This window comes from Phytobacter sp. RSE-02 (assembly GCF_040578655.1).
In the GTDB taxonomy this organism is placed as follows: Bacteria; Pseudomonadota; Gammaproteobacteria; order Enterobacterales; family Enterobacteriaceae; genus Phytobacter; species Phytobacter diazotrophicus.
Window position 1 is genome coordinate 65028 of sequence record NZ_JBEULY010000014.1, and the last position, 23705, is coordinate 88732.

General features: G+C 53.0%; 17 protein-coding genes. 12 read left to right on the forward strand and 5 right to left on the reverse strand.

All coding sequences use genetic code 11. The features are described 5' to 3' along the window. Nucleotides 1-3 precede the first annotated feature (3 nt). Together ABU190_RS22425 and ABU190_RS22430 are read right to left on the reverse strand one after the other, a co-directional pair. The gene (locus tag ABU190_RS22425; RefSeq protein WP_071193766.1) at nt 4-672 is read right to left on the reverse strand and encodes a methionine ABC transporter permease; all 669 of its coding nucleotides are present in this window, start codon (nt 670-672) and stop codon (nt 4-6) included. Next, nucleotides 665-1684: an ATP-binding cassette domain-containing protein gene (locus ABU190_RS22430; protein WP_354692442.1), complete on the reverse strand. Its 1020-nt coding sequence runs from the start codon at nt 1682-1684 to the stop codon at nt 665-667. Before ABU190_RS22430 ends, ABU190_RS22425 begins: the two co-directional genes overlap by 8 nt. A 395-nt stretch (nt 1685-2079) precedes the next feature. Between ABU190_RS22430 and ABU190_RS22435 the strand changes: the two genes are divergently transcribed. After that, entirely contained in the window at nt 2080-3450 is a 1371-nt protein-coding gene (locus tag ABU190_RS22435) for a pyridoxal-phosphate dependent enzyme (protein ID WP_354692443.1), read from the forward strand. A gap of 10 nt (nt 3451-3460) precedes the next feature. Next, nucleotides 3461-4603: a PLP-dependent aspartate aminotransferase family protein gene (locus ABU190_RS22440; RefSeq protein WP_125123919.1), complete on the forward strand. Its 1143-nt coding sequence runs from the start codon at nt 3461-3463 to the stop codon at nt 4601-4603. Nucleotides 4604-4693: 90 nt separating this feature from the next. Here ABU190_RS22440 and ABU190_RS22445 read toward each other — a convergent pair whose 3' ends face one another. Further along, nucleotides 4694-5557 (reverse strand): aldo/keto reductase family oxidoreductase, encoded by an 864-nt coding sequence (locus tag ABU190_RS22445; RefSeq protein ID WP_110296284.1) that lies wholly within the window; start codon nt 5555-5557, stop codon nt 4694-4696. Between the two features lie 180 nt (nt 5558-5737). Between ABU190_RS22445 and ABU190_RS22450 the strand changes: the two genes are divergently transcribed. Next, nucleotides 5738-6739, forward strand: a complete 1002-nt coding sequence (locus ABU190_RS22450) for a sensor domain-containing diguanylate cyclase (RefSeq protein ID WP_052249186.1) — start codon at nt 5738-5740, stop codon at nt 6737-6739. A 636-nt stretch (nt 6740-7375) separates the two neighbouring features. Here the strand turns inward: ABU190_RS22450 and ABU190_RS22455 are convergent. Beyond that, entirely contained in the window at nt 7376-9019 is a 1644-nt protein-coding gene (locus tag ABU190_RS22455; protein ID WP_354692444.1) for an EAL domain-containing protein, read from the reverse strand. 675 nt (nt 9020-9694) lie between these two features. Between ABU190_RS22455 and ABU190_RS22460 the strand changes: the two genes are divergently transcribed. The 9 genes from ABU190_RS22460 to oxyR all read left to right on the forward strand — a co-directional run bounded on the left by ABU190_RS22460 (nt 9695) and on the right by oxyR (nt 23071). Further along, nucleotides 9695-9985 (forward strand): hypothetical protein, encoded by a 291-nt coding sequence (locus ABU190_RS22460; protein ID WP_223878765.1) that lies wholly within the window; start codon nt 9695-9697, stop codon nt 9983-9985. A gap of 188 nt (nt 9986-10173) precedes the next feature. Further along, nucleotides 10174-12291, forward strand: coding sequence for a UDP-forming cellulose synthase catalytic subunit (gene bcsA / locus ABU190_RS22465; protein ID WP_354692445.1), 2118 nt, complete (start codon nt 10174-10176; stop codon nt 12289-12291). Further along, the gene (locus ABU190_RS22470; RefSeq protein ID WP_354692446.1) at nt 12281-14614 is read left to right on the forward strand and encodes a cellulose biosynthesis cyclic di-GMP-binding regulatory protein BcsB; all 2334 of its coding nucleotides are present in this window, start codon (nt 12281-12283) and stop codon (nt 14612-14614) included. The genes bcsA and ABU190_RS22470 overlap by 11 nt, the downstream gene beginning before the upstream one ends. Further along, nucleotides 14607-18320: a cellulose synthase subunit BcsC-related outer membrane protein gene (locus ABU190_RS22475; protein WP_354692447.1), complete on the forward strand. Its 3714-nt coding sequence runs from the start codon at nt 14607-14609 to the stop codon at nt 18318-18320. Before ABU190_RS22470 ends, ABU190_RS22475 begins: the two co-directional genes overlap by 8 nt. A 12-nt stretch (nt 18321-18332) precedes the next feature. After that, nucleotides 18333-18794 carry a cellulose biosynthesis protein BcsD gene (gene bcsD / locus ABU190_RS22480; RefSeq protein WP_039077141.1) on the forward strand — a complete coding sequence of 154 codons (462 nt, stop codon included), beginning with the start codon at nt 18333-18335 and terminating at the stop codon, nt 18792-18794. A gap of 48 nt (nt 18795-18842) precedes the next feature. Further along, complete coding sequence (locus ABU190_RS22485; RefSeq protein ID WP_317078224.1) at nt 18843-19802, forward strand: sensor domain-containing diguanylate cyclase; 960 nt, start codon at nt 18843-18845, stop codon at nt 19800-19802. Nucleotides 19803-19843: 41 nt separating this feature from the next. Next, the gene (gene galU, locus ABU190_RS22490; RefSeq protein WP_222556912.1) at nt 19844-20764 is read left to right on the forward strand and encodes a UTP--glucose-1-phosphate uridylyltransferase GalU; all 921 of its coding nucleotides are present in this window, start codon (nt 19844-19846) and stop codon (nt 20762-20764) included. Between the two features lie 71 nt (nt 20765-20835). After that, nucleotides 20836-21846, forward strand: a complete 1011-nt coding sequence (locus ABU190_RS22495) for a glycosyl hydrolase family 8 (RefSeq protein ID WP_107223935.1) — start codon at nt 20836-20838, stop codon at nt 21844-21846. 310 nt (nt 21847-22156) lie between these two features. Next, nucleotides 22157-23071, forward strand: a complete 915-nt coding sequence (gene oxyR / locus ABU190_RS22500; protein WP_039077145.1) for a DNA-binding transcriptional regulator OxyR — start codon at nt 22157-22159, stop codon at nt 23069-23071. A gap of 17 nt (nt 23072-23088) precedes the next feature. On the opposite strand, the gene ABU190_RS22505 is transcribed toward oxyR, so the two are convergent. Beyond that, nucleotides 23089-23514 carry a hypothetical protein gene (locus ABU190_RS22505; RefSeq protein ID WP_354692448.1) on the reverse strand — a complete coding sequence of 142 codons (426 nt, stop codon included), beginning with the start codon at nt 23512-23514 and terminating at the stop codon, nt 23089-23091. Nucleotides 23515-23705 lie beyond the last annotated feature (191 nt).

Here is a 23705-nt window from a genome sequence, read left to right on the forward strand (position 1 = left end):
TTATTAGCGTTTATCTAACAGAGAAGTCAGTGCGTCGCCGCAGAACTGGATGATGAAGACAATAATCAAAATGGTCACTGTCGCCACCAGCGTGACGTCGCCATGGTTGCGCTGGAATCCTTCCAGATAAGCCAGATTTCCTAAGCCACCCGCACCGATAACCCCGGCCATAGCGCTGTAGCTCACCAGAGCAATCAGCGTCACCGTGATACCGGAAACCAGTGCAGGCGATGATTCAGGTAGTAAAACCCGAAAAATCAGTGTGCTAAGGCGTGCCCCCATCGAACGGGTCGCCTCGATAACCCCTTTGTCCACCTCACGCAGGGCAATCTCCACCAGGCGGGCATAAAACGGCGCGGCTCCGACAATCAGCGCGGGTAGCGCGGCGTTCGCCCCGAGGATGGTGCCGACAATCGTTTTGGTAAACGGAATCAGCAGAACAATCAGAATGATGAACGGGATCGAGCGGAACACATTCACCACAATCGAAATCAGGCTATAGAGCACGCGGTTTTGAAATAACCCGCCGCGAGCGGTCAAAAACAGCGCCAGTCCAAGAATGATCCCCAGCACAAAGGTCGCCGCGCCAGAGAGGGCCGTCATGTAGAGCGTCTCCTGCGTGGCCGCCCACAGTTGGGCCAGTTTCAGGTGCGGAAACAGTGTCTCAAGCATGTTTAATCACCTCGCCTTCAATATCGCTATGGCGTAAATCCGCGAGGATATTGTTTACCTGTTCCTCTGTGGCGATGACGTGCACCCACAGTTGACCAAACACGCCATGAGCGGTTTGGGTCATTTTTCCATGCAAAATGTTGAACGGCAGGCCGTAGCGCAGCGTCAGTTCACCGACGACAGGCTGATGCGTGTTATGCCCGGTAAAGGTCAGCTTGATGACGGTACCGTCGAGACCCGCGTTCAGCTCAGGGTTAAATTCTGCTTCTTCATACTGACTAATCTGGCGCACAAACTGGCGGGTGATCGGCTGCTGAGGATGCGTAAAGACGCTGATCACATCCCCCTCTTCCACCACGCTGCCGTTTTCCATCACCGCCACGCGGTCACAGATTTTGCGCACCACATGCATTTCATGGGTGATGAGCACAATCGTCAGTTGGAAACGACGGTTAATGTCCAGCAACAGATCGAGGATCTGATCGGTGGTTTGCGGATCCAGCGCCGATGTCGCCTCATCACACAGCAGCACATCCGGGTTATTTGCCAGCGCACGGGCAATCCCCACGCGCTGCTTTTGTCCACCGCTCAATTGCGACGGGTAAGCATTTTCACGGCCTTTCAGCCCCACCAGCTCAATCAACTCCGCCACGCGGGCATTGATTTTCGCTTTTGGCGCACCGGCAATCTGCATGGAAAAGGCGATGTTTTCTGCCACCGTGCGTGACCACAACAGGTTGAAATGCTGGAAGACCATGCTGATTTTCAGCCGGGCCTGGCGCAATTGCTCGCCCTTTGCCGCAGAGATGTCCTGACCGTTTATCACTACACTGCCGGAGGTCGGCTTTTCCAGACCGTTCAGCAGACGAATCAGCGTACTTTTTCCGGCGCCGCTGTAGCCGATAATCCCGTAAATTTGCCCCTGCTCAACCGACAGATTGACGCTGTCTACGGCGGTAATCGACGCCTTTCCCTGGTCGAAAATCTTAGAAATATTCCTGAGAACGATCATTGCGTTACTTTTCCGTTTGGCGGTTTAGCAGTATGGAAGTCCAAACGATAATAATCAGTCATGAATATAATTCAAATAACTAAATAGACATTAGATATAACTTTCGGCGCTAAGAGGCGGCGATTCTCGCTATTCTGTCTAATGACTAAATTCAGCAATGGTTATCTGCTAAATGCATAATACGCAGGAAGATTGCTGGCAAAGTGGCTAAAAACACAGCAAAAATGCCAAATTATGGCAATCGACACATCCGGACGGCTAACCGCCTTTCCCTCCTGATGTCTAAATAGCACTTCATATTTCTTTTTGTTCTAATCGCCGGATAAACGTTCTTTAAACAGGCAAATTGACAGACCTATCATCCGCTCATCACGTTTATCTGTGGGTGATTAACCATGTCAGTATTGCATTCGATTAGTGAACTTATCGGCCAGACTCCGCTCCTCCAGTTGCATAAGCTGGAGACTGGCCCCTGCAGCCTGTTTCTGAAGCTGGAAAACCAGAACCCTGGCGGTTCTATCAAAGACCGCGTTGCGCTGTCGATGATTAACGAAGCCGAACGGCTGGGCCATTTACAGCCAGGCGGAACGATCATAGAGGCGACGGCGGGCAATACTGGCCTTGGTCTGGCGCTGATTGCCGCGCAAAAAGGCTATTCATTGATTCTGGTGGTACCGGACAAAATGAGCCGGGAGAAGATCTTCCACCTGCGGGCGTTGGGGGCGAAAGTGGTTTTAACGCGCTCTGATGTCAACAAAGGGCACCCGGCCTATTATCAGGATTATGCCCGCCGCCTGGCGCAAGAGACGCCGGGTGCGTTTTACATTGACCAGTTTAATAACGAAGCCAATCCGCTGGCGCACTTTAGTACCACCGCGCCGGAAATTTACGCCCAGCTTGACGGTGATATCGACGCGATTGTGGTTGGCGTCGGTTCCGGCGGCACGCTGGGGGGGTTGCAGGCATGGTTTGCCGAACATTCGCCGAAAACCGAATTTATCCTCGCCGACCCGGCAGGTTCCATTCTTGCCGATCAGGTTGAAACCGGGCAATACGGTGAACCCGGCTCCTGGCTGGTCGAAGGCATCGGTGAGGATTTTATCCCACCGCTGGCCCATATCGACGGCGTACATACGGCCTACCGGGTTACCGATGCTGAAGCGTTTGCCGCCGCGCGTGCTCTACTACAAACCGAAGGCGTGCTGGCCGGTTCTTCAACCGGTACGCTGCTCAGTGCCGCGCTGCGTTATTGCCAGGCGCAGACGACCGCAAAACGTGTGGTAACGCTCGCCTGCGACAGCGGCAACAAATACCTCTCAAAAATGTTTAACGATGACTGGATGCGCCAGCAAGGCTTGTTAAGCCGCCCGACGCGCGGCGACCTGACCGATTTCATTGCCCTGCGCCACGACGAAGGCGCCACCGTCACCGCCGCGCCGGATGACACCCTGGCCGCCGTGCTGGCGCGCATGCGCCTGTATGATTTCTCGCAGCTTCCCGTGCTGGAAAACGGCCGGGTCGTCGGCATTGTCGATGAGTGGGATCTGATAAGCCACGTACAGGGTGATAGCGCGCGTTTTTCATCACCGGTGAAAGAGGCGATGACCCGCAACGTGGAAACCCTCGACAAGCACGCGCCGGAAAGCGCGCTGAAAGCCATTTTTGACCGGGGCCTGGTGGCTGTGATTGCCGACAATGACCGCTTTCTTGGCCTGATTACCCGCAGCGATGTTCTGACCACCTGGCGTAACCGCCTGGAACAATAAAGGAGTACAGATGAAAACGTTGAATACGTTGAGCGTGCACAGTGGCACCTTTACCGACCAACACGGCGCGGTGATGCCGCCAATTTATGCCACGTCCACCTTTGCGCAGCCTGCGCCCGGTCAGCATACCGGTTATGAATATTCCCGTAGCGGTAACCCGACTCGTCACGCGCTGGAAACCGCGATTGCCGAACTCGAAGGCGGCACGCGTGGTTATGCCTTTGCCTCCGGGCTGGCGGCGATTTCCACGGTGCTGGAATTGCTGGATAAGGATAGCCATATTGTCGCGGTTGATGATGTATACGGCGGCACTTACCGGCTTATCGAAAATGTGCGTAAGCGCAGCACCGGTTTGCGGGTGAGCTGGGTGAAGCCCGACGATCTGGCAGGGCTGGAGGCCGCCATCCGCCCGGACACGCGGATGATCTGGGTTGAAACACCGACAAACCCACTGCTTAAGCTGGCAGATCTGGAAGCGATTGCGACCATCGCGCAACGGCATAAGATCCTGAGCGTGGCGGATAACACCTTTGCCTCGCCGGTGATTCATCGCCCTATTGAACTGGGTTTCGATATTGTGGTGCACTCCGCCACCAAATACCTGAACGGGCACTCTGACGTGGTGGCCGGGCTGGCGGTGGTGGGTGATAACCCGGCGCTGGCAGAAAAACTGGGCTATTTGCAAAATGCCGTAGGCGGCGTGCTTGACCCGTTCAGCAGTTTCCTGACGCTACGCGGGATCCGCACGCTGTCGCTACGTATTGAGCGCCACAGCAGTAACGCGCTGGCCCTCGCCCAGTGGCTGGAGCAGCAGCCGCAGGTGGAAAAAGTGTGGTTCCCGTGGTTGCCGTCGCATCCGCATCATGCGCTGGCGCGTAAGCAGATGGCGCTGCCCGGCGGGATGATTTCGGTGGTAGTGAAAGGCAATGACCAGTACGCCACTGAGATTATCAGTAAACTAAAACTGTTTACGCTCGCCGAGAGTCTGGGCGGTGTAGAGAGTCTGGTGAGCCAGCCCTATAGTATGACGCACGCCTCTATTCCGCTTGAGCAGCGGCTGGCGAATGGCATTACGCCGCAGTTGATTCGGTTATCAGTGGGCATCGAAGGGGCGGATGATTTGATTGCCGACTGGCAGCAGGCGCTGGCGTAACGGCATTGACCTTCCCCGGTGGCGCTGCGCTGACCGGGGCTATAACGCCTCTCCCTTGAGGGAGAGGCTCAGAGTGAGGGGGAATACGACTTAGCGCTTATCGATACCGTTGAGGATATCCAGCACATCATCTGGCAGTGTCAGTTGCGCGCTGGCCAGGTTTTCCTGCAGATGCGCAGGCGACGAGGTACCCGGAATCAGCAGGATATTGGGCGAACGTTGCAGCAGCCATGCCAGCGCAACCTGCATTGGTGTGGCATTTAAACGTTGCGCCACCGCGTTCAGTTCCCCGGATTGCAGCGGCGTGAAGCCACCCAGCGGGAAGAACGGCACATAGGCAATGCCCTGTGCGTTCAGCACATCAATCAGCGCATCGTCTTCACGGTTTGCCACGTTATACATATTCTGAACACAGACAATCGGCGTCATCGCCTGCGCATCGGCGACCTGCTTCGCCGTCACATTACTCAGCCCGATATGCCGGATCAGTCCGCGCTCTTTAAGGGTAATCAATGTTTCCAGTTCAGCTTCCAGCGAACCTTCCGCAGGCCCGTGCACACCATGCATACTGCGCAAGTTGACCACTTCTATAGCGTCGAGGCCAAGATTACGCAGGTTATCTTCTACCGCGCGCGTCAGCTCTTCGGCGCTAAACGCAGGCAGCCAGTTGGCTTTGTCATCACGACGCGCGCCAACTTTAGTCACGATGCACAGTTCTGCCGGATACGGGTGCAGCGCTTTTTTGATTATCTGGTTAGTGATATGCGGACCATAGAAGTCGCTGGTGTCGATATGATTAACACCAGCCGACACGGCGTCACGAAGCACCTGAATCGCCTTCGCTTCGTCAGCCGGCGGCCCGAACACGCCGGGACCGGCCAGTTGCATTGCGCCATAGCCAAGACGACCAACTTCGCGGTCGCCAAGACGATAAGTAAGCGTGGGTTGAGACATGGAATACCTCCAGGGTGATAAGTGAACACATTGTAGGACGGCGCAGAGAGAGGCAACAGCGTAATCTGTGCCATGCTACACGAGGAGAATATTTCTCATACAACGTAAAGGTGGGTCTTGAGGCGCTACCTAAATAAGAAACCTCTGATATAGTAAATCTATAGCTAATGAGGCCTCACTATGAAATTTCCTGAAATACCAGAAAACGAAACCGAGCGTCTTAAATCTCTTTATATGATGGACCTGCTCGATAAAAAGGATGACGAGCGCTTAGATCGCCTGACCCGTCTGGCAAAAACGGCGTTTGACGTTCCAATAGGCATAATCAGCCTGTTAGATCGCGATCGGCAATGGCTGGTTTCCTGCAGCGGCGAAGTGAAAGTCCGTGAGACATCTCGCAATATATCTTTCTGTGCACATGCGATCCTGGCACAGGGGATTTTTATTGTGAAAGACACCAGTGTGGATGAGCGTTTTCACGATAACCCGTTTGTTATTGGTGAACCACATATACGTTTTTACGCGGGCTGCCCGGTACGCCTGCCAGATGGCTCGATCGCCGGAACAATATGTATTATTGATGACAAACCGCGCGACTTTACCCCGGAAAATATCAACGCGTTGCTCGATCTGGGTGCCATTGTCGAGGACGAGTTCCATATCATCAGTATGGCGATGACGGACACGCTGACCGAATTGCCCAATAAACGCGGTTTTTACAAACTGGGTGATAAACGCTTCTCATGGTTAACTGATAATAAACGATCGTTTAGCCTCATTTACTTAGATGTTGAAAACATCACCGCTATTAATGAATTCTTCGGTCATAACGAAGGCGACAATACGCTCAAAAAATTTGCCTCGGTGCTTCTGCGCTGCCTGAAAAAGAATGACGTTGCCGCACGCCTGGAAGGAGGCAAATTTGTCATCCTGCTGGGCCATGACGATGATCGGGATGTGGACACCTTCCTGTTCAGCTTGCAGTCAAAAATTGATGATCTCAATGAAAAATCAATGAAAAAGTTCCGGCTACACTATTCTTACGGCATCGTGGAGTACGATCCGGACAGACACGGCAACCTGCTGGAGATGATGAACAACAGCGAGCACGTGATGTATCTGGAAAGAAAAAAACCGCCGCTAAACCCGACGCAGGCGCATAAATCCAGCGAAAACTCATAGCTCGCCGGAGTATAAGCACTTATCACGAGGGTAAATGAAAATTTACCCTCTTTTTTTGAATGAATACCACCACCGATTCAACTATTATTTCATTGCCTCTCTTATTCAGCCATCAATTTATTTATACAAACCCACCCACCTCTTTATTAATTATAGATAGCATCAATTTATATAAATAAATTTAAAGCACATTCTTTTTTCTCATGGATTTTTCGATTTCAACGGTTATTATCCAGTTTAGGTTTAGTCAACAATTTGTATTTAGTCCGTCGAAAATTCAGAGAAAGACGTTTTGTTGATTAACCCACCCGGCATCCACAGCGGATTTATATTCCTATCCGTTCTTTTGGCTCACCGCAACCCCTTGCGGTGGTTACGATTTATTAACGCTAATCTGAAAGTAAATTCTAATGGGTATCGAGAATAGTCAAAGTAAAACCACCAGCACGAATCCTGTATATCGTTCTGGTCGTCATATGTCCTGGGGTGTGCTGGGATTTTGTTTGCTATTACTGATACTGAAATACATCAGTTGATCTTGCTTTTAATAACAGCATAAAAATAAACACCACCAGGTGATATATCCCGGTGGTTTTTATTCACAGGCAAAACAGACTGAGCGTAAACGCTAAGCTATTACTCAAGCACAATTTCGCTATGCAGACGATTTTTCACCCATCCTGCTAACGCAGAGGCATTTAACGCCCGTGAATAGAGATACCCCTGAGCAATATCACACTGCAATTCCCGCAGCTCATTACGCTGCTGTTCCGTTTCGACGCCTTCAGCCACAACAGTTTGATGCAGGCTCTGTCCAATCCTCACCACCGTTGTGGCAATGGCTTTCATCTTGCTACCTTCCCGCAGGTCGCGCATAAAGCTTTGATCGATTTTCAGCTCGGTCATTGGCAAATGCGCCAGCCGGGACAAGCAGGAAAACCCGGTACCAAAATCATCCATCGACAGCCCCACACCCAATTCACGTACCGCACAAATGACTTCCATGGTTTCCGGTCGCTTATCCATCATGACGCCTTCGGTAATCTCAATGGTCAGGCAGTGTGCGGGGATGCGGTATTGGCGTAGCAGATAAGAGATATACTGCGGCAAACTGCTGTTATAAAAGTTAATCGGCGAAAGATTTACCGACACCACGGGCACATGAATGTCATTACTACGCCACTCCGCCATCTGGCGGCAAGCTTCATGGAGCGTCCAGCGACCAATGCCTTCGATTTCACCAGTCTCCTCAGCAAGTGCGATAAATTTACCTGGGGGAATATCGCCCAATACCGGGTCGGACCAGCGCGCCAGCGCCTCAACCCCATAAAGCTCGCCATTTTTGAGCCAAATCTGCGGCTGGTAGTGCAGATGTAAGTGGTTGCTGGCAATAGCGAGTTTCAGTGCCGCCGCCAGCTTTAACCGCTCCTGATCCACCTGGTTCATTTCACTACTGAAAAAAAGATAGCCGCCCGACGCCGCCCCTTTTGCCAGATGCGAGGCGTGATTAGCCTGCTTTAGCAATAGATCGCGGGATATCCCGTGATCGGGATAGAGGCTGATGCCGGTACTTACCGTCACGTTCAGTGCAAGATCAGCCACATTAAACGGCAGACGGAATAACGCCTGAATACGCTGCGCAATTGTGGTTGCCTTCGCGGCATCGCAATCCGGGAAGACCAGAACAAAGGTGTCGCTGTCAGGATGGCTGACAAACGCCTGGCGGGAAAATTCCGCCGTCAGCCGCTGGGCAATGGCGGCCAGTACGCTGTCCCCGGCGGCATAGCCCAGAGCATCGTTAACATCTTTAAAATGGTCGAGGTCAAGGAAAAAGAGCGCGGCACACGCACAGGCGCCCTGCTGAAAAAGCGCATCAATATGACGATGCAGCGCGCTACGCTTTGGCAGACCGGTCAGCAGATTAAAGGTCGACAGTTGCGTAATCTTTTGCTGATCGATATGCACGACCACCATGCAGGGCGCGCCCGCACGCGCCGCCCCGTCATAGCGCACTGTGGCAGAAAGCGTGGTTTCTTCCCCGGTTGCCGACACAATCGTGAGCGACGTTTCCTCGCCGGGCGCCTCCGGGGAGGTGAACAGGGGAATATCCGCCGCTTTTCTGCCCAGCACCTGGCTTCGCGAATAACGCCATAGCGTCTCGGCTGCTTTATTAAAGAAAAAAACATTTTCCGCGCCGTCGATAAGAACAACAGCATCATGAACATATTCCAGCGCGGCAAGCATTGACTGCGAGCCGAAAATATCATTGTCAAAAGGCATGATAGTTTTTCTATACCAGGGAGGTCGGGGCAATACTAATAGAAAGCAGCCATCGGTTCAATATCAGCCAATAGCGATATTGGCAGGAAACTGCATTTATAAAGAAATTAAATGAATGGATAATTATTTATTGATAAAGTTTTAGCAAAAGATGCCGATAGGGTAAATAATAAAAACATGAATCAAATGTGAAGAAATTGAGGAGATTGAGGTTTACTACAATTATTATTGAAAACTATCGTCTACGCTAAATACATCATCTTTTCATCTTGCCACCACGCAAGCCTGACGCCGCGCGGCCTCCCGCCATACAACGCAATGAATAACAGATAGATTAATAGACATCTTAAATAAGTGAATTTCTATTTATTGATAGCGTCACTTGACCTGCCACTTTGCCCACCTCAGTATATAAGGAAATTCTCAATTAAAGCGGGCATCAACAATAAATGATGATCCACTTAACGTATTCAATGATTGATAGTAATACGTTCCGCAGCAATAAGGAGCCAGCGGTAATAGAGAAAGAGGCAGATAACATTGCTTAAATTTAGTGCGTGTTTAACACATCGAGGACAGGCAAATACTATGTATGACGATTTAAGTTCTTTGACTGCAAAACTGAAGATGTCCGGTGTCTCTTTCCAGAAAATAAACGACGAAGATGGTGCAACGATGCAAACAGCAGTAACAGTCACAACGCCCGATGTTAATGGTGATGTTAAAGAAACCATTGTTGAAACCGTGCCTGCGGATATTCACCTGGAAAGCTCTCAACCGGCACCCAACGTCAATACCCTCTCCTGGCCGAAAGCAAAACCTGCGCTGGTACAAAACGCGTTTTCCTCTCCGACCGGTGGCATTCTGGAAAGTGTTGCGGCCCTGTCCCGCCAGACGTCCGAACCGGAAATTCGCGAACGCAACCCGGTACGTCTGGACGTGTTATTTACCGTCATTGGCAGATAACCCCGCCCAATTACCGGGTTGGCGCCCAGTTTTTCTCATAAGCGTGTCCTGACTCAGGTGAGGAAATTAGCCGCTCGTTGTGCTTTTCGACAGGGGCTATTCAGTCTGACAAGTCATGATTTTTAACAGGGTTACCGGAACGGAAACAGACCGGTCGGCCTTACTGTTTTCCGTACAGATTATTAAACATGCAAAAAATCATCGGAATTATTCTCACGCTGACGCTGCTTTTATTATCGTTGTTGGTGGTAGTCACCCCAATGAGCAGCGATAAACAATACCTTTTCGGCCTGTCAGTGATTGTGGCCGTTTTTATTCTTGGTCGATTTAAAAGCAAAAAATCGGTCCTGGCTATGCTGGTATTTTCGCTGCTGATGTCCACACGTTATATCTGGTGGCGCGCAACGACGACGCTGCATTTCGACTCCACGCTGGAGATGGTACTCGGCGGTTTGCTTTTTGCGGCTGAAATCTATTCCTGGACTATTCTGGTGCTCGGCTATGTACAAATGGCCTGGCCGCTGGAGCGCCCCATTGCCCCGATGCCGAAAGATCACCATACCTGGCCGACCGTCGATATCTATGTGCCTTCATATAATGAAAGCCTCGACGTGGTTCGCGATACGGTGCTGGCGGCGCAGTGCATCGAATATCCACAGGATAAAGTGAAGGTCTATATTCTGGACGATGGCAAGCGGGATGAGTTCCGGGATTTCGCTGCGCAAGCAGGTGTAGGCTATCTGACTCGCCCGGATAACAGCCATGCGAAGGCTGGTAACCTCAACCACGCGATGACCCTCACCGAAGGTGAGCTTATCTGCGTATTCGACTGCGACCACGTGGCGACCCGCGTGTTCCTGCAGGCGACCGTCGGCGAGTTCTTCCGTGATGACAAACTGGCGCTGATTCAGACACCGCACCACTTCTATTCCCCGGATCCGTTTGAACGTAACCTGACGGCAGCAAAGAAAGTGCCCCATGAAGGCGCACTCTTCTACGGCCCGGTTCAGCAGGGTAACGACAACTGGAATGCGACCTTCTTCTGCGGCTCCTGTGCAGTTATCCGGCGCTCCGCGCTTGAGGAAGTGGGCGGTTTTGCGGTCGAAACGGTCACCGAAGATGCCCATACCGCACTGAAACTACAGCGTCGCGGCTGGAATACGGCGTTTCTTGATATTCCTCTGGCGGCAGGCCTGGCGACCGAACGTCTGGCGCTGCATGTGAACCAGCGTATTCGCTGGGCGCGCGGCATGACGCAGATTTTCCGTATCGATAATCCGCTGCTCGGGCGCGGCCTCAAGCTGACCCAGCGTTTGTGCTACCTCAATGCGATGCTGCACTTTCAGTATGGGTTGCCGCGAGTGGTATTCCTTACCTCACCGCTGGTCTTTATGCTGTTTAACCTGAACATTATCTCTTCGTCCGCGACGCTGATTTTCTCCTATGTGTTGCCGCACCTGGTGCTTTCCACCCTCGTGAACTCGCGCATCACAGGCAGGTATCGCTACGCGTTCTGGGGGGAAATCTATGAGACGGTGATGGCCTTCCATCTGATTCTCCCGACGCTGCTTAGCCTTATCTCGCCGCGCCTTGGGAAATTTAACGTGACGGATAAAGGCGATCTGACCGATCGCGATTACTTTGATGCCTATACCGTGCGCCCGCTGATTATCACTGTGCTGCTGATGGTCGGCAGTATGATCTGGGTCGGCGTGCGTTATTACATGAATGACTACGCAGGCATCGACCCCCGCGTCATCCTTTTTAACATCGCCTGGGGCTGCTTTAGCACCATCATTTTATTGGCCTCAATCGCCGTGGCGAAAGAGAGTAAGCAGATCCGCAAAACGATCCGCATCTACGCCAGTCTGCCGACAAAAGTACTTTTCTCTGACGGTTCACACATGCTCACCCGCACCTTTGATATCTCCATGGGCGGTGCGCGCGTGGCGCTACAGAAAGGGGAAGACCTGCGCTACAAAGTCCCGGTACAGATTGAACTGGGGCTGGGGAATGAAATTGCCCATGTGCCGCTGCGTGCCGCTGGCGTGGGAAACAACGATATTCGCGTAGAGTTCGACAACCTGCCTCTCAATGAACGCCGCAAACTGGTACGCGTAGTGCTCTCCCGCGCTGATGCCTGGTACAAACCGCCACATGCCCCGGACCGCCCGCTGGCCTCTTTCGCAGGCATTTTGCAGTGTGTATGGGAACTGTTCTTCGGCCGTAAAAAAAGCAGAGCAACGGTGAAATGCAAAATGGCCACCGTGGCGAAAAACCAGGAAGAGGTTAAACATGCGCTGTAATCCTCAGCTGTTAGCCACGGTCTTGCTGTGTGGCACTAGCGGTATCGCCTGGGCGGCACTGTCGACCAACAATGACGCACTGCCGGAACTGCCACCGCTGCAAGGGGTAAAAAGCACTCAGGCCCCCCCCGCTGCGGTTGTCGCCGCCGCGCCAAATGCCAGCAATCAGAACATCTCCAGTTCGTTGAGCTTTGGCGATATGGGGGCCGCAGGCGGCCTGACCCTTTCCGGCCAACAGTTGCAGAATGGCGTGAGTTTTACGCTGCCGGGCGATCTGGTGATTACCGATGCACATATCAGTCTGAATGTGGAAGTGAACCGCACGGATGTACCAGGCGAAAACCTGCAATTGATGCTTAACGGGCAACCGCTGGGTGCCATTCCGCTCGATCAGGTCCAGCAGGAGAAAGGCTTCTGGAATCTGGATGTTCCGGCATCAATGATTGCCTCGGGTAATAACCTGAGTTTCCAGTTAAAAACCAGCGACGACATTATCAATAATGGCTGGAGCTGTCAGCGCACGCTGCCGGAAGATTACCGCGTGACGTTAACACCAACATCGACGCTCAATTATCAGGGGCTGTGGCTGAACGTGCGCAAAACGCTCAGCACCTTCCCTCGCCCGTTCTTTGATACGAAGCAGACTAAAGATCAGGCGCTGAGCATCGCCTTTTCCACCAGCCCCGACGCGGATGTTCTTACCGCAGCCGCTATCGTCACCTCACACTTTGGCGTGATGAGTGCCGGGAAGCCCAGCCATTTCGATGTGCAGTACAACACGCTGCCTGCAGGTAACGGTATTTTACTGGGCAAACCTGGCGATCATATCGGTGAGGTGACCCTCGGCGAAAACCCAGGGGCGGCGTTGCAGGTGATTGATAACCCGCTGAACCCGGCTTACAAGCTGCTGGTGATAAGCGGCCACAACGAGACAGAACTGCGCCAGGCCGCCTGGCGTCTTACCCAACCGGCCCTGCCAGACAGCGATACTCTACAAGTGACGGCGGTAAAAATGACGCAACGTGGCGAATACGACGCCCCACGCTGGGTCAACACCAGCCATCCGGTTGCGCTTCGCAGCTTACAGGCTGATGACGGCACTCTGGTGGCGCACGGTGTCTGGCATGGGGAAAACCAGCTCCCCTTCGTCACCGCGCCGGATCTCTTTATGTGGGATGGCAGCGCCGTACCGCTGCGTCTCACTTACAGTTTTGCGCAGAAAGTCTGGATCGATGACAGCAACTCGTTCCTCAATGTCAGCCTGAACGGTGAGTTCCTCAAGCGCCTGCCGGTGAGCAAAGACGGCATTTTCGCACCGGTAATGAATATGCTCGGTCTGACCCAGCGCCAGCAAAGCGCGGTGGTGAATATTGACCCACGCGCCATTCTCGGTAGTAACCAACTGGGTTTCTGGTTTGGTATCAAACCGCAGAAAAATGCCCCCTGTAATGCGCTGGGCGATGACAACGTTCAGAGCCGCATTGATGGCAACTCAACGCTGGATTTCTCCCATTCGTGGCACTTTGGGCAGTTGCCAAATCTGAACTGGTTCAGCAATGCCATGTTCCCATTCACCCGCAACGCTGACCTGGCGAACACCAGTGTTCTGATGTCTGCGCACCCGAACCTGGAAGAGACCTCTGTGCTGCTGAACCTGATGGCGAAATCCGGGCGTGATACGGGTGTTAGCGCCAGCTACCTGCATCTGTTCACCGGAATGCCGCAACAGGAGAGCGGGCAGCAACAGTTAGCCAGTAGCGACGTGCTCGCCATTGGCAGCCTGCGTAATGGTGAACTGCTCAAACCACTGTTACAGGGCAGCGCCTTCTCACTTAATGAAAACACGCTAGAAGTGAGTACCGCCAGCGTCTTCAGCCGCCTGACATCACTGTTCAGCGGCGAGCAGGCACGGACAGATATCGATGCCGCAAGTTACCTCAGCGACTCCAGCCAGTGGCGTGGCCTGGTGAGCGTTCGTTCGCCCTGGAACACCGGGCGTGTGGTGGTGATTGCCACCGGCACTGACGATCATCAGTTGCAGCAACTGCCGGATGATATGACGAAACCGACGTTTAAAAGCAATGCGAACGGCGATTTTGTGGCGACCGGAGATGCTGGCGATGTGCGTAGCTGGCGCGTTGGTGAGCAATTTACCCGTGGCGACCTGCCGGGTTATCTGATGATTTTGTGGTTCGCCAGCCAACACATTTTCTGGCTGTCGCTTCTCGCGTGTCTGATTGCCGCGATTGCCAGCCCCATGTTGTACCGCACGTTGAAGCGACACGCTCAGCAACGCCTGCAGGATAAGACCGAACATGAATAAGCGTATTATTGGCAAACCACTGACGCACGCCTTTTACCTGCTGTGTCTGATTGGCACGAGCCACCCGGCATCTGCCGCCGACACAACGGATGCCAGCCAGAGCGCCAATGATGCGGCGGTCAAAAAACTGCTGACCCAGGCAAGCTACTGGCACAGTAAAGCACATGATGATATGGCGCTCGAAGCGCTGCAAAAAGTGCTGGCAGTGGATGAACACAACGTCGACGCGATGTACCTGACGGCGCTTTATCAGCTCCAGCGGGGTAACACCCAGCAGGCAGACATCTGGCGCAAAAAAATGGCTGAGATAGCCCCGCAGGACCCGCGCCTGTCGGCGCTGAACAGTGCCAACTCGATGCAGTCCATTTCACCCTCTCAGCTCAATGCGGCGCGTAACCTGGCACAGCACGGGCAAACCAAAGAGGCGGTTGCAGCCTATCGCGCGCTGTTTAAAGGCAACCCGCCGGATGAACTCGCGCTGGAGTATTACCAGACGATGGCGGGCGACAGCGCCACCTGGTCAGAAGGGGTGGCCGCCCTGCGTCAGCGCGTGAAAATGATGCCGGATGACAACGCCAGCAAGCAGGCGCTGGCAATGGCGCTGACCTGGCAGCAAGAGACCCGTCGCGAAGGGATAGCACAACTGTCGGCCATCGCCGCAGATGACAAAAGCGCCGATAAAGCGCTGCAACAGGCGCTGCTGTGGCTGGAACCTAAAGCATCGGATCTGCCCGTTTATACCAGTTATGCTCAGCGACACCCGGAAGATAACGCGCCGATGGACCACTACCGCAAGAGCGTGGAAGGGGATGCGACCAAATCCGGTTTTGATGCGTTGAACAGCGGCGATCTCGATTCAGCGAAGGACAAATTCGCCCAGGTTTTGCAGGGGCAGGCCAGCAATGGCAACGCGCTCGCCGGAATGGGCTATGTGGCGCTGCGCCAGAGCCGCTTTGCGGATGCCCAAAAGTATCTGCGCCGCGCATCACAGGAAAATAGCAACAACGAGAACAGCCTGCAGTGGGCGAAGGATGCCGACAATGCGCGGTTCTACGCCTCGCTAAACGAGGCCCGCAGCCTGAATCAGAAAGGACGCTATGCCGACGCACTCGCCAGCCTGGACACCAGCGCCGGCAGCGACTCCCGCCAGCGTCAGGCAGCAGATATGCTACGCGCCGACATCCTGCGCCGTCAGGGTAAACCGGCGGAATCGGAGCAGGTCTATCGCCAGTTGCTGGCGGATAACCCGCAAAATACCGATGTCCGCACCGGCCTGATGTGGGTACTGCGTCAGCAAAACAAACAGACCGAAGCCGAGCAGATCCTACGCACGCTGCCCGCCAGTCTGCGAACCCGCTACGCCACCTTTGGCGATAACGGTGATGACGAGCGTAAAGCCGCGCAGGCTGCATTGCAGTCGGGCAATGGGTCGAAAGCCATGCAGATCCTGCAGGCTGCCTGCGGCAAATACCCGCAAAACGTCTGGCTGCAACTCGATTATGCCCGTCAGTTGCGTAAAGCCGGGCAGAAACAGCAGGCCGCCACGCTGATGGCAAGCGTGGCGCAACATGCCGACAAGCGTAATGAAGCGCTGTATGCCGCCGCGGTATATGCCGCCGAGGATAACGACTGGTCGAAAAGCCAGAGTCTCCTTTCGCAGGTCCCACGCGCGACATTCAGCGCTGACATGACGGCGCTCAACAGCCGCGTTCAGAGCAACCTGCAAATGGATATCGCCCAGAACTATCTGCGTCAGGGTAATACACAGGCCGCCCGCAACTCCCTGCGATCGCTGGAACGTACGCCGCCGCAAACGCCTGTCGATCTTGGCCGTTACGCTCAGTTGATGATGCAGGCCGGGGATACGCCGCTTGCTCTGCAACTGGTTCGTGAAAACCAGGCTCAGGGGCTGCATGGAACCCTGGCCGACTATGCCGGGCAAATCCGCGTGCTGAACCAGGCCGGGCGCTTTGCGGAAGCAGAAAGCGTGCTTAACTCGCCGGTGCTGCAAAACAGCGCCAGCCAGCAAGAGATCGACAATATTCGTATCGCCAGCGTCATTGCCCGCGCCGACCGGTTACGCGAAAAAGGCAAACCCGATGCCGCCTGGAACCTGGTGATGCCCGCCCTGCGCGCCAACCCGGCTAATACCGATTTGTTACTGGCGATGGCGCGGGTGTATCAGTCCGATCATATGGACGATAAAGCCGATGAGATTTACACGTTCGTGCTGCGCAAATCGCCACGCGACAAGCAGGCGTTAACCGGGATCGTCAACCTGGCGCTGGCACGTAATGACCATGATGCCGCCCGCCGAGCGTTTAGCGCGCTGGAACCATCGCAGGATGCAGATTACATGATGCTGGCCGCGAGAGTGGCGGCCGCAAACGGTGAAAATCAACGGGCAATGTCGCTGTTGCGTACCGCACAGTGGCGTCTGCAACAGGGTACAGAGGAAGATGAAAGCGACGTGATAAGCGACGTTGTCTCCCTCCCCTCCCCCACGCAGCAGGCACAACAGACCGCAATGACCAGCATTAATAACATGATGCAGGATCTGCAGGACAAGACCGCGACCTGGACAGGTGGCGGTGTGTCACTGCGCACCCGTAGCGGTGAGTCTGGCCTTGGCGCACTGGACGAGGTGAAAGCGCCGCTAACGATTTCCGGCACGATAACCGATAGCGCCCGTCTGAGCCTGAACGTCTCGCCGGTCTCATTGAATGCCGGAGAGATGTCCGGCAACTCGGCAAACCGCTTTGGTTCGGGTCAGATCACGCATGCCACCAAACTGGCCGCCGCCGCAAGTACAACCACGACCACCACATCAACCGATGCGGACGCCCAGAGCGGCCAACAGGCAAACGGTATGGAGACCAACCTGAGCCTGACCGGCGACAGCTACAAACTGGATATCGGCAATACGCCAACCGGCGGTGAGTTCACCCGCCTGGTCGGCGGTGTCGAGTGGATGCCGAAACTGTCGCGCAACAGCTCACTCGATTTGAAAGCTGAGCGCCGTGCGGTCACCGATAGCCTGCTCTCATATGTCGGTGCGAAAGATAAAACCACCGGCGAAAGCTGGGGGGCGGTCACCCGTAACGGCGTCTCGGCCCAGTACGCGTGGGATAACGATCTTGTGGGTTTATATGCCCGTCTGGGCTTTGATACCTGGATTGGCGAAAACGTGCCAACCAACCACTCGGTCAACGCGCTGGCAGGCAGCTATTTACGCCTGTTCCGCACCACAGAAAGCGAACTCAAGATGGGCGTCAACGTCAATTACATGGACTTTGACCGCAACCTGAGTAACTACAGCCTCGGTCAGGGCGGCTATTTCAGTCCGCAAAACTATATGGCGGTCTCGCTGCCCGTCACCCTGACACGCAAGATAGATAAATGGGACCTGACGCTGAATGGCGCGGTGGGGTATCAATCCTGGCGACAGGATCAGAGTGACTACTTCCCCGGCCACAGCAGTTTGCAGTCACAACTGAATAGCCTGGCCAGTACCGTCGACAACGTGGATTCGGTGTACAAAGCCTCCGCGAAAAACGGTGTGGGCTATACGTTGGGCGTCGACGCACGCTATCGCCTGAGCGACAACGTGGCGCTCGGCGCCAATCTGGGATATGACACTTTCGGCAGTTATAACGAAGGTAAGGCGTTGTTTTATTTTAAATATTTTGTCGACAAAAACAAATAACCCGTGGGATGAATGATGTTTAGTAACCAAGACACCTATTTGCAACGCAACTATCAGGCAGGCTGGCATGACCTGGTGTATCTGTTTTTCAATGAGTTTTCAGACGGGCAGTCGGACAAAGACCCGGAAGCGCTGAGACGTATTGGACAGATGATGGCCCAGTGGTATCCCATCGATCGTGCCACTACGGTGAGCGAACTGGAGAGCAGCATCAACCGCGTACTGGAGCTGTTTAACTGGGGATTCGTCAAGATGGCCCCGGCACAGCGTGAACTTATTCTGATGCATTGCGCCTGGCCGCACGCGCCGGAGCATCGCGATGAAGCGGGCTGGCGCCGCGCCAGTGCTACCGTACTGGAAGGGGCCTATTCGCAGTGGCTGGTTTCTCAGGGGGCGGGTAACCATGTTCCGGTTCGCTGGAAAGATAACGCCACCGAAGATGTATTGATTTTCCGTTACGCCATCAGCGAATAACGCCGCAAAGGCATTTCCATCCTGAACAGAGACAGTCAGGTGACCATTATGTTGAATGAAATTATTGTTGCTGGAAAAAAACTCGAGCTCGAAGATGTTCACTTTATGGAGGAAAATGCCTTTGTTTCACTGGTCTTTGATACCGCCGGGCGTATTATTTTTGCCAATCGCTATTTCTGCCAGTTAAGCGGTTTTAGCAGTGATGAAATTAAGGGCAAAGTATTATTCCAGGCCACGGATGAAGCATCATCCTCGTCAGTACTCACGGCGATAAATATTATCCTGCTTACTGGTGAAACCTGGCACGGTGAAATTTATCAGCCAACAAAGAATGGCGAACAACTGTGGATTGATGCCCGATTAACGCCGCGCAAAGATGAACAGGGCGAAGTGTTCGCCTTCGTGATGCTGGGCTTTGATATTACGCGGCATATGACCATACGCGAGAAGTTACACTATCGCGCGCACAATGACGCCCTGACCAGGACGTTGAATCGACAAGGCTATTTTATCCGTAGCCGCAAAAAAATCCGTGCCGCCAGAGCGCATGGCGCCCACACATTCGTGGCGATTCTTGATCTGGATAACTTCAAAAATATCAATGACGATCTGGGACATGCTGCCGGCGATGAGGTGCTGCGCTGTTTTATTAGCCGGGTGAAAAACTGTATTTCGCAAGATACCCTGTTAGGTCGACTTGGGGGGGATGAATTTGCCCTGACCTTTATCGAAGGTATTGATGAGCCCGACGGACGACAATTATTACAGCACATTGTCGAGGAAACTCGCCAGCCCATGACCATAACCTCTCAGGCTCAGCCGGTCGGGTTATCGGTCAGTATTGGCGTAGCCAGATATCCCGAACATGGGCCGAATTTTTCATCGGTATTAAAAGCCGCCGACACCGCGCTTTATAAAGTTAAAGCACAAGGCGGAGACGATTTTATTAATTATCAGGTGACCGGAGTAACCGAGCCTGGCGGAATTATCAGTACCCTCGAGTGCTGATATTTAAGTTCACACAAAAACAGAGTTTGTCTCCAGAGGAAATAAGAATGTTAAAGGCTGTCATCCCGGTCGCAGGCCTCGGTACGCGTATGCTGCCCGCCACCAAAGCTATCCCCAAAGAGATGTTACCCGTGGTGGATAAGCCACTGATCCAGTATATCGTGCAGGAGTGTTATGCCAGCGGTGTCCGGGAAATCGTGCTGGTGACCCACTCCTCAAAGAATGCTATCGAAAACCATTTCGATACCTCCTTTGAGCTGGAGTCTCTTCTGGAATCACGTGTGAAAAACCAACTGCTGGAAGAAGTGCGGACCATTTGCCCGGCAGGTATGAAGATTATGCATGTCCGTCAGGGGCATTCGAAAGGCCTGGGCCACGCCGTGCTGTGTGCTGAATCGCTGATAGGCGACAACGATTTTATCGTGGTCCTGCCGGATGTGCTCATTGACGACAGCCGGTGCAACATCGCACAGGACAATCTTGCCGCGATGATCAACCGCTTCACCAGCACCGGCGCGAGCCAGCTAATGATTGAGCGCGTGGCACATGAAGATGTCTCGCGCTATGGCGTGGTCGACTGTGGCGGTTACAACCTGTCAGAAGGTGGCTTTGGCCTTGTGCGTGGCATGGTGGAGAAACCTAAAGTGGCGGATGCGCCGTCGGATATGGCCGTTGTGGGGCGCTATGTGTTGTCGAAGGCTATCTGGCCGCTGTTGCACAAAACCCCTGTCGGGGCAGGCGGTGAAATTCAGTTAACCGATGCTATTGCCATGCTGCTTGAGCAATCCCCGGTTGAAGCTTACTGCCTGACCGGTAAATCCCATGACTGTGGCGATAAAATTGGCTACATGAAAGCCTTTGTTGAGTACGGTTTGCGACATGGCGCTACCGGCGAAACTTTCCGCCACTGGCTGCGTGATGAGCTTGTGCTGGCCCGCGCTGAGGCCGAAGCCGTACTGTAATTCGTTCCACAACCGGTAACGCCGTAGATCTTTTCTTTCACGGGTAGCCTCATTCAATAACAGGAAATCTCATGTTAAGAACTGCCTGGTTAATGACCTGTTTATCCCTTTCATTAGCCATTATGTCATTCTCAACACAGGCGCAGGATAATAACTGGACGCTATTTAAGCATAATTATCTCAACGAAGATGGCCGCATTGTTGATCATGAGAACGGGGATATCAGCCACTCTGAGGGGCAGGGTTATGGCATGTTACTGGCGGTAATGAATAACGACCCGGCGACGTTCGAACAAGTGTGGCGCTGGACGCGCAACACGCTGCTTCGACCGTCGCTTTGGCTTTTCGCCTGGCGCTATGACCCCATCGAAAAGCGAGTGACCGATGAAAATAACGCCAGCGATGGCGATACGTTAATCGCCTGGGCATTATTACTGGCCGGGAAAAAATGGCATGACCAAAGTTATCTCACCGCCTCGGAGAATATTCAGGACGCACTGATCAACTGCCTGATTATTGAGCAGGACAACCAGACGTTACTTTTGCCTGGCTTATCAGGATTCACCCGCGATGAGGGTTACGTGATTAATCCTTCATATTTTATCTTTCCGGCGTGGGAAAGTTTCTGGCAGCAACGACACAATGATATTTGGTTAAAACTCAGTAAATCGAGCGTTGCATTACTCGGCAAAGCCCGTTTTGGAAAAACTCAGTTACCCAGCGACTGGATTTTTGTCAAAAATGGTGGTGAAGTCGAGCCTGCCGATAACTGGCCCGCCCGATTCAGTTATGATGCCATCCGTATCCCGCTTTATTTAAGTTTGAGCGAGACACAGCCGCACTCAATGGACAACTTTCGGCATTTCTGGGCGAATTACAGCCGCAACGCTACTCCCGCCTGGGTGGATGTTTCCGGTGACGGGCAGGCGAATTATGACATGTCCGGTGGTATTCTGGCGGTGCGTGATTTAACGATGGGCGATTATCAACGAATGGATAAATCCCTGCATCCGGGAGAAGGTTATTATTTATCCGCTCTGCATATGCTTTCGTTATTCGCCGCGTCATTAAAAGGGTATTAAACCTGTTTTGGCAATTTGCCGCACTCCCTCGCGACAGGCACGAGGGCAGCATTAGATTCTGGCAGGACGCCTCAAAGAATAAACACTTATCGACCAGGAAAGCGCCTGTGCTGGTCGATGCGTTGTGTGGCGATCCGGGTGGCAAGACAAAGGCCAACCGCTAACGAATAATAAAAAACAATCACATCTCATGTGCAGGCATGAGGGAGAGACTTAATGGCAAAGTTGAAAATAATAAGATGTCATATGCAAATCACAGGGGTGTTTGTACGTCCACAACAGAGTGGGAATCTGCGGGCCGGGGAAATCAATGAACATCCGTAACCTTGAATATCTTGTCGCACTGGCAAAATACCGCCATTTTCAGCGCGCAGCGGAAGCATGTAATGTCAGCCAGCCGACGTTAAGTGCCCAATTGCGTAAGCTTGAAAACGAACTGGGCCTGCAACTGCTGGAGCGCACCACCCGAAAAATCCGCTTCACACAGACGGGATTGCGCCTGGTCGAACAGACCCAGGTCGTACTCCGGGAAATTGAAGCGCTGAAAAATATGGCCAGCAGCAGCTATCATCAGAGTCTGTCGCAAACGCTGGATATCGGCATTATTCCAACCCTGGCGCCTTACATGTTTTCCCACATGAACGCCGTGTGCCACGAGAATTTCCCGGAAATCGAGCTGGAAATTCATGAGGCGCAAACCAACCAATTGCTGAATATGCTGGAGTCAGACGCCATAAAATGCGCCATTATGACGTCCAATAAAGACACCAGCAAATACGTGGAACTGCCTTTATTTGATGAGCCTTTAATGCTCGGCGTCAGTCACCAACACCCCTGGGCGCGTCTTAATGATATTAATATGGGGCATCTGAAAAACAGTAAAATTCTGATGATCGATGACGGCAACTGCCTGCACAGCCAGGTGCTGCGTTATTGCTATCAGTTTGAGCTGGAACCCGATACGCGCTTCGTGGCAATGCACCTGGAGACATTACGTCGCGGTGTGGCATTCAACCGCGGCGTCTCCTTCTTCCCGCTGCTGTCCACCCAGCATGGTAATAATGAGAACATTAAATATCTGCGCTGTATCGCGCCGGAACCAAAACGCAAAGTGGTGCTGATTTTTCATCGCAGCGATCCGATGCGTAAGAAATACGAAATACTGCGCAACGCAATTGCACGATATATGGAACGCTATTTTATCGATTTCAATGTGATGGCGTAGCCAGGACTGTTTCAGCATTATGGATGCTGACACATATCGCCGTGTTCCCGATTCTCTTCGCGACAATCATGCGCCCGCATGGTTGTCGCTTTTTCCATTAGCCCCTGCATAATCTGCTCCGGCAATACCACTCCGCGATGGTACAACTCTTCAATATTTAACCAGACCGTCACCAGCAGAATGGTGTAATCCGCAACCGCCAAGGGTGCCTGCTGCGAAGTGATAAACGGCAGACGCGCGCTAAGCCGGGCAAAATGTTCAGTGCTGACCTCATCCTGATAATAAGGCCGTGATAAAAGTTGATAGAGCTCGCTCTCATCGCCAGCGGCTACCCAGGACAGCCGCACCGCAATAGTTTTTACAAATGGCGGAACCAGGACATTTTCGTCGGATAGCGGATCCAGATGTAAAGGGTGGCTTTGACTTTGCGATTCAGCTTTCATCGTTTCCTCGATACCGGGTGTAATTATCCGTGGTCATTCTTATATTCATCGACCTGCCCGGGAATTTCTTTAGTGTTTTATATAAAATAGATAATAATTACGTAATGATCCATGCTCATTTTCCTAAAACACGAATAAAAACCAACAAAAGCAAAAGCTTAAATACTGATCAATTATTGATAAAATCGATC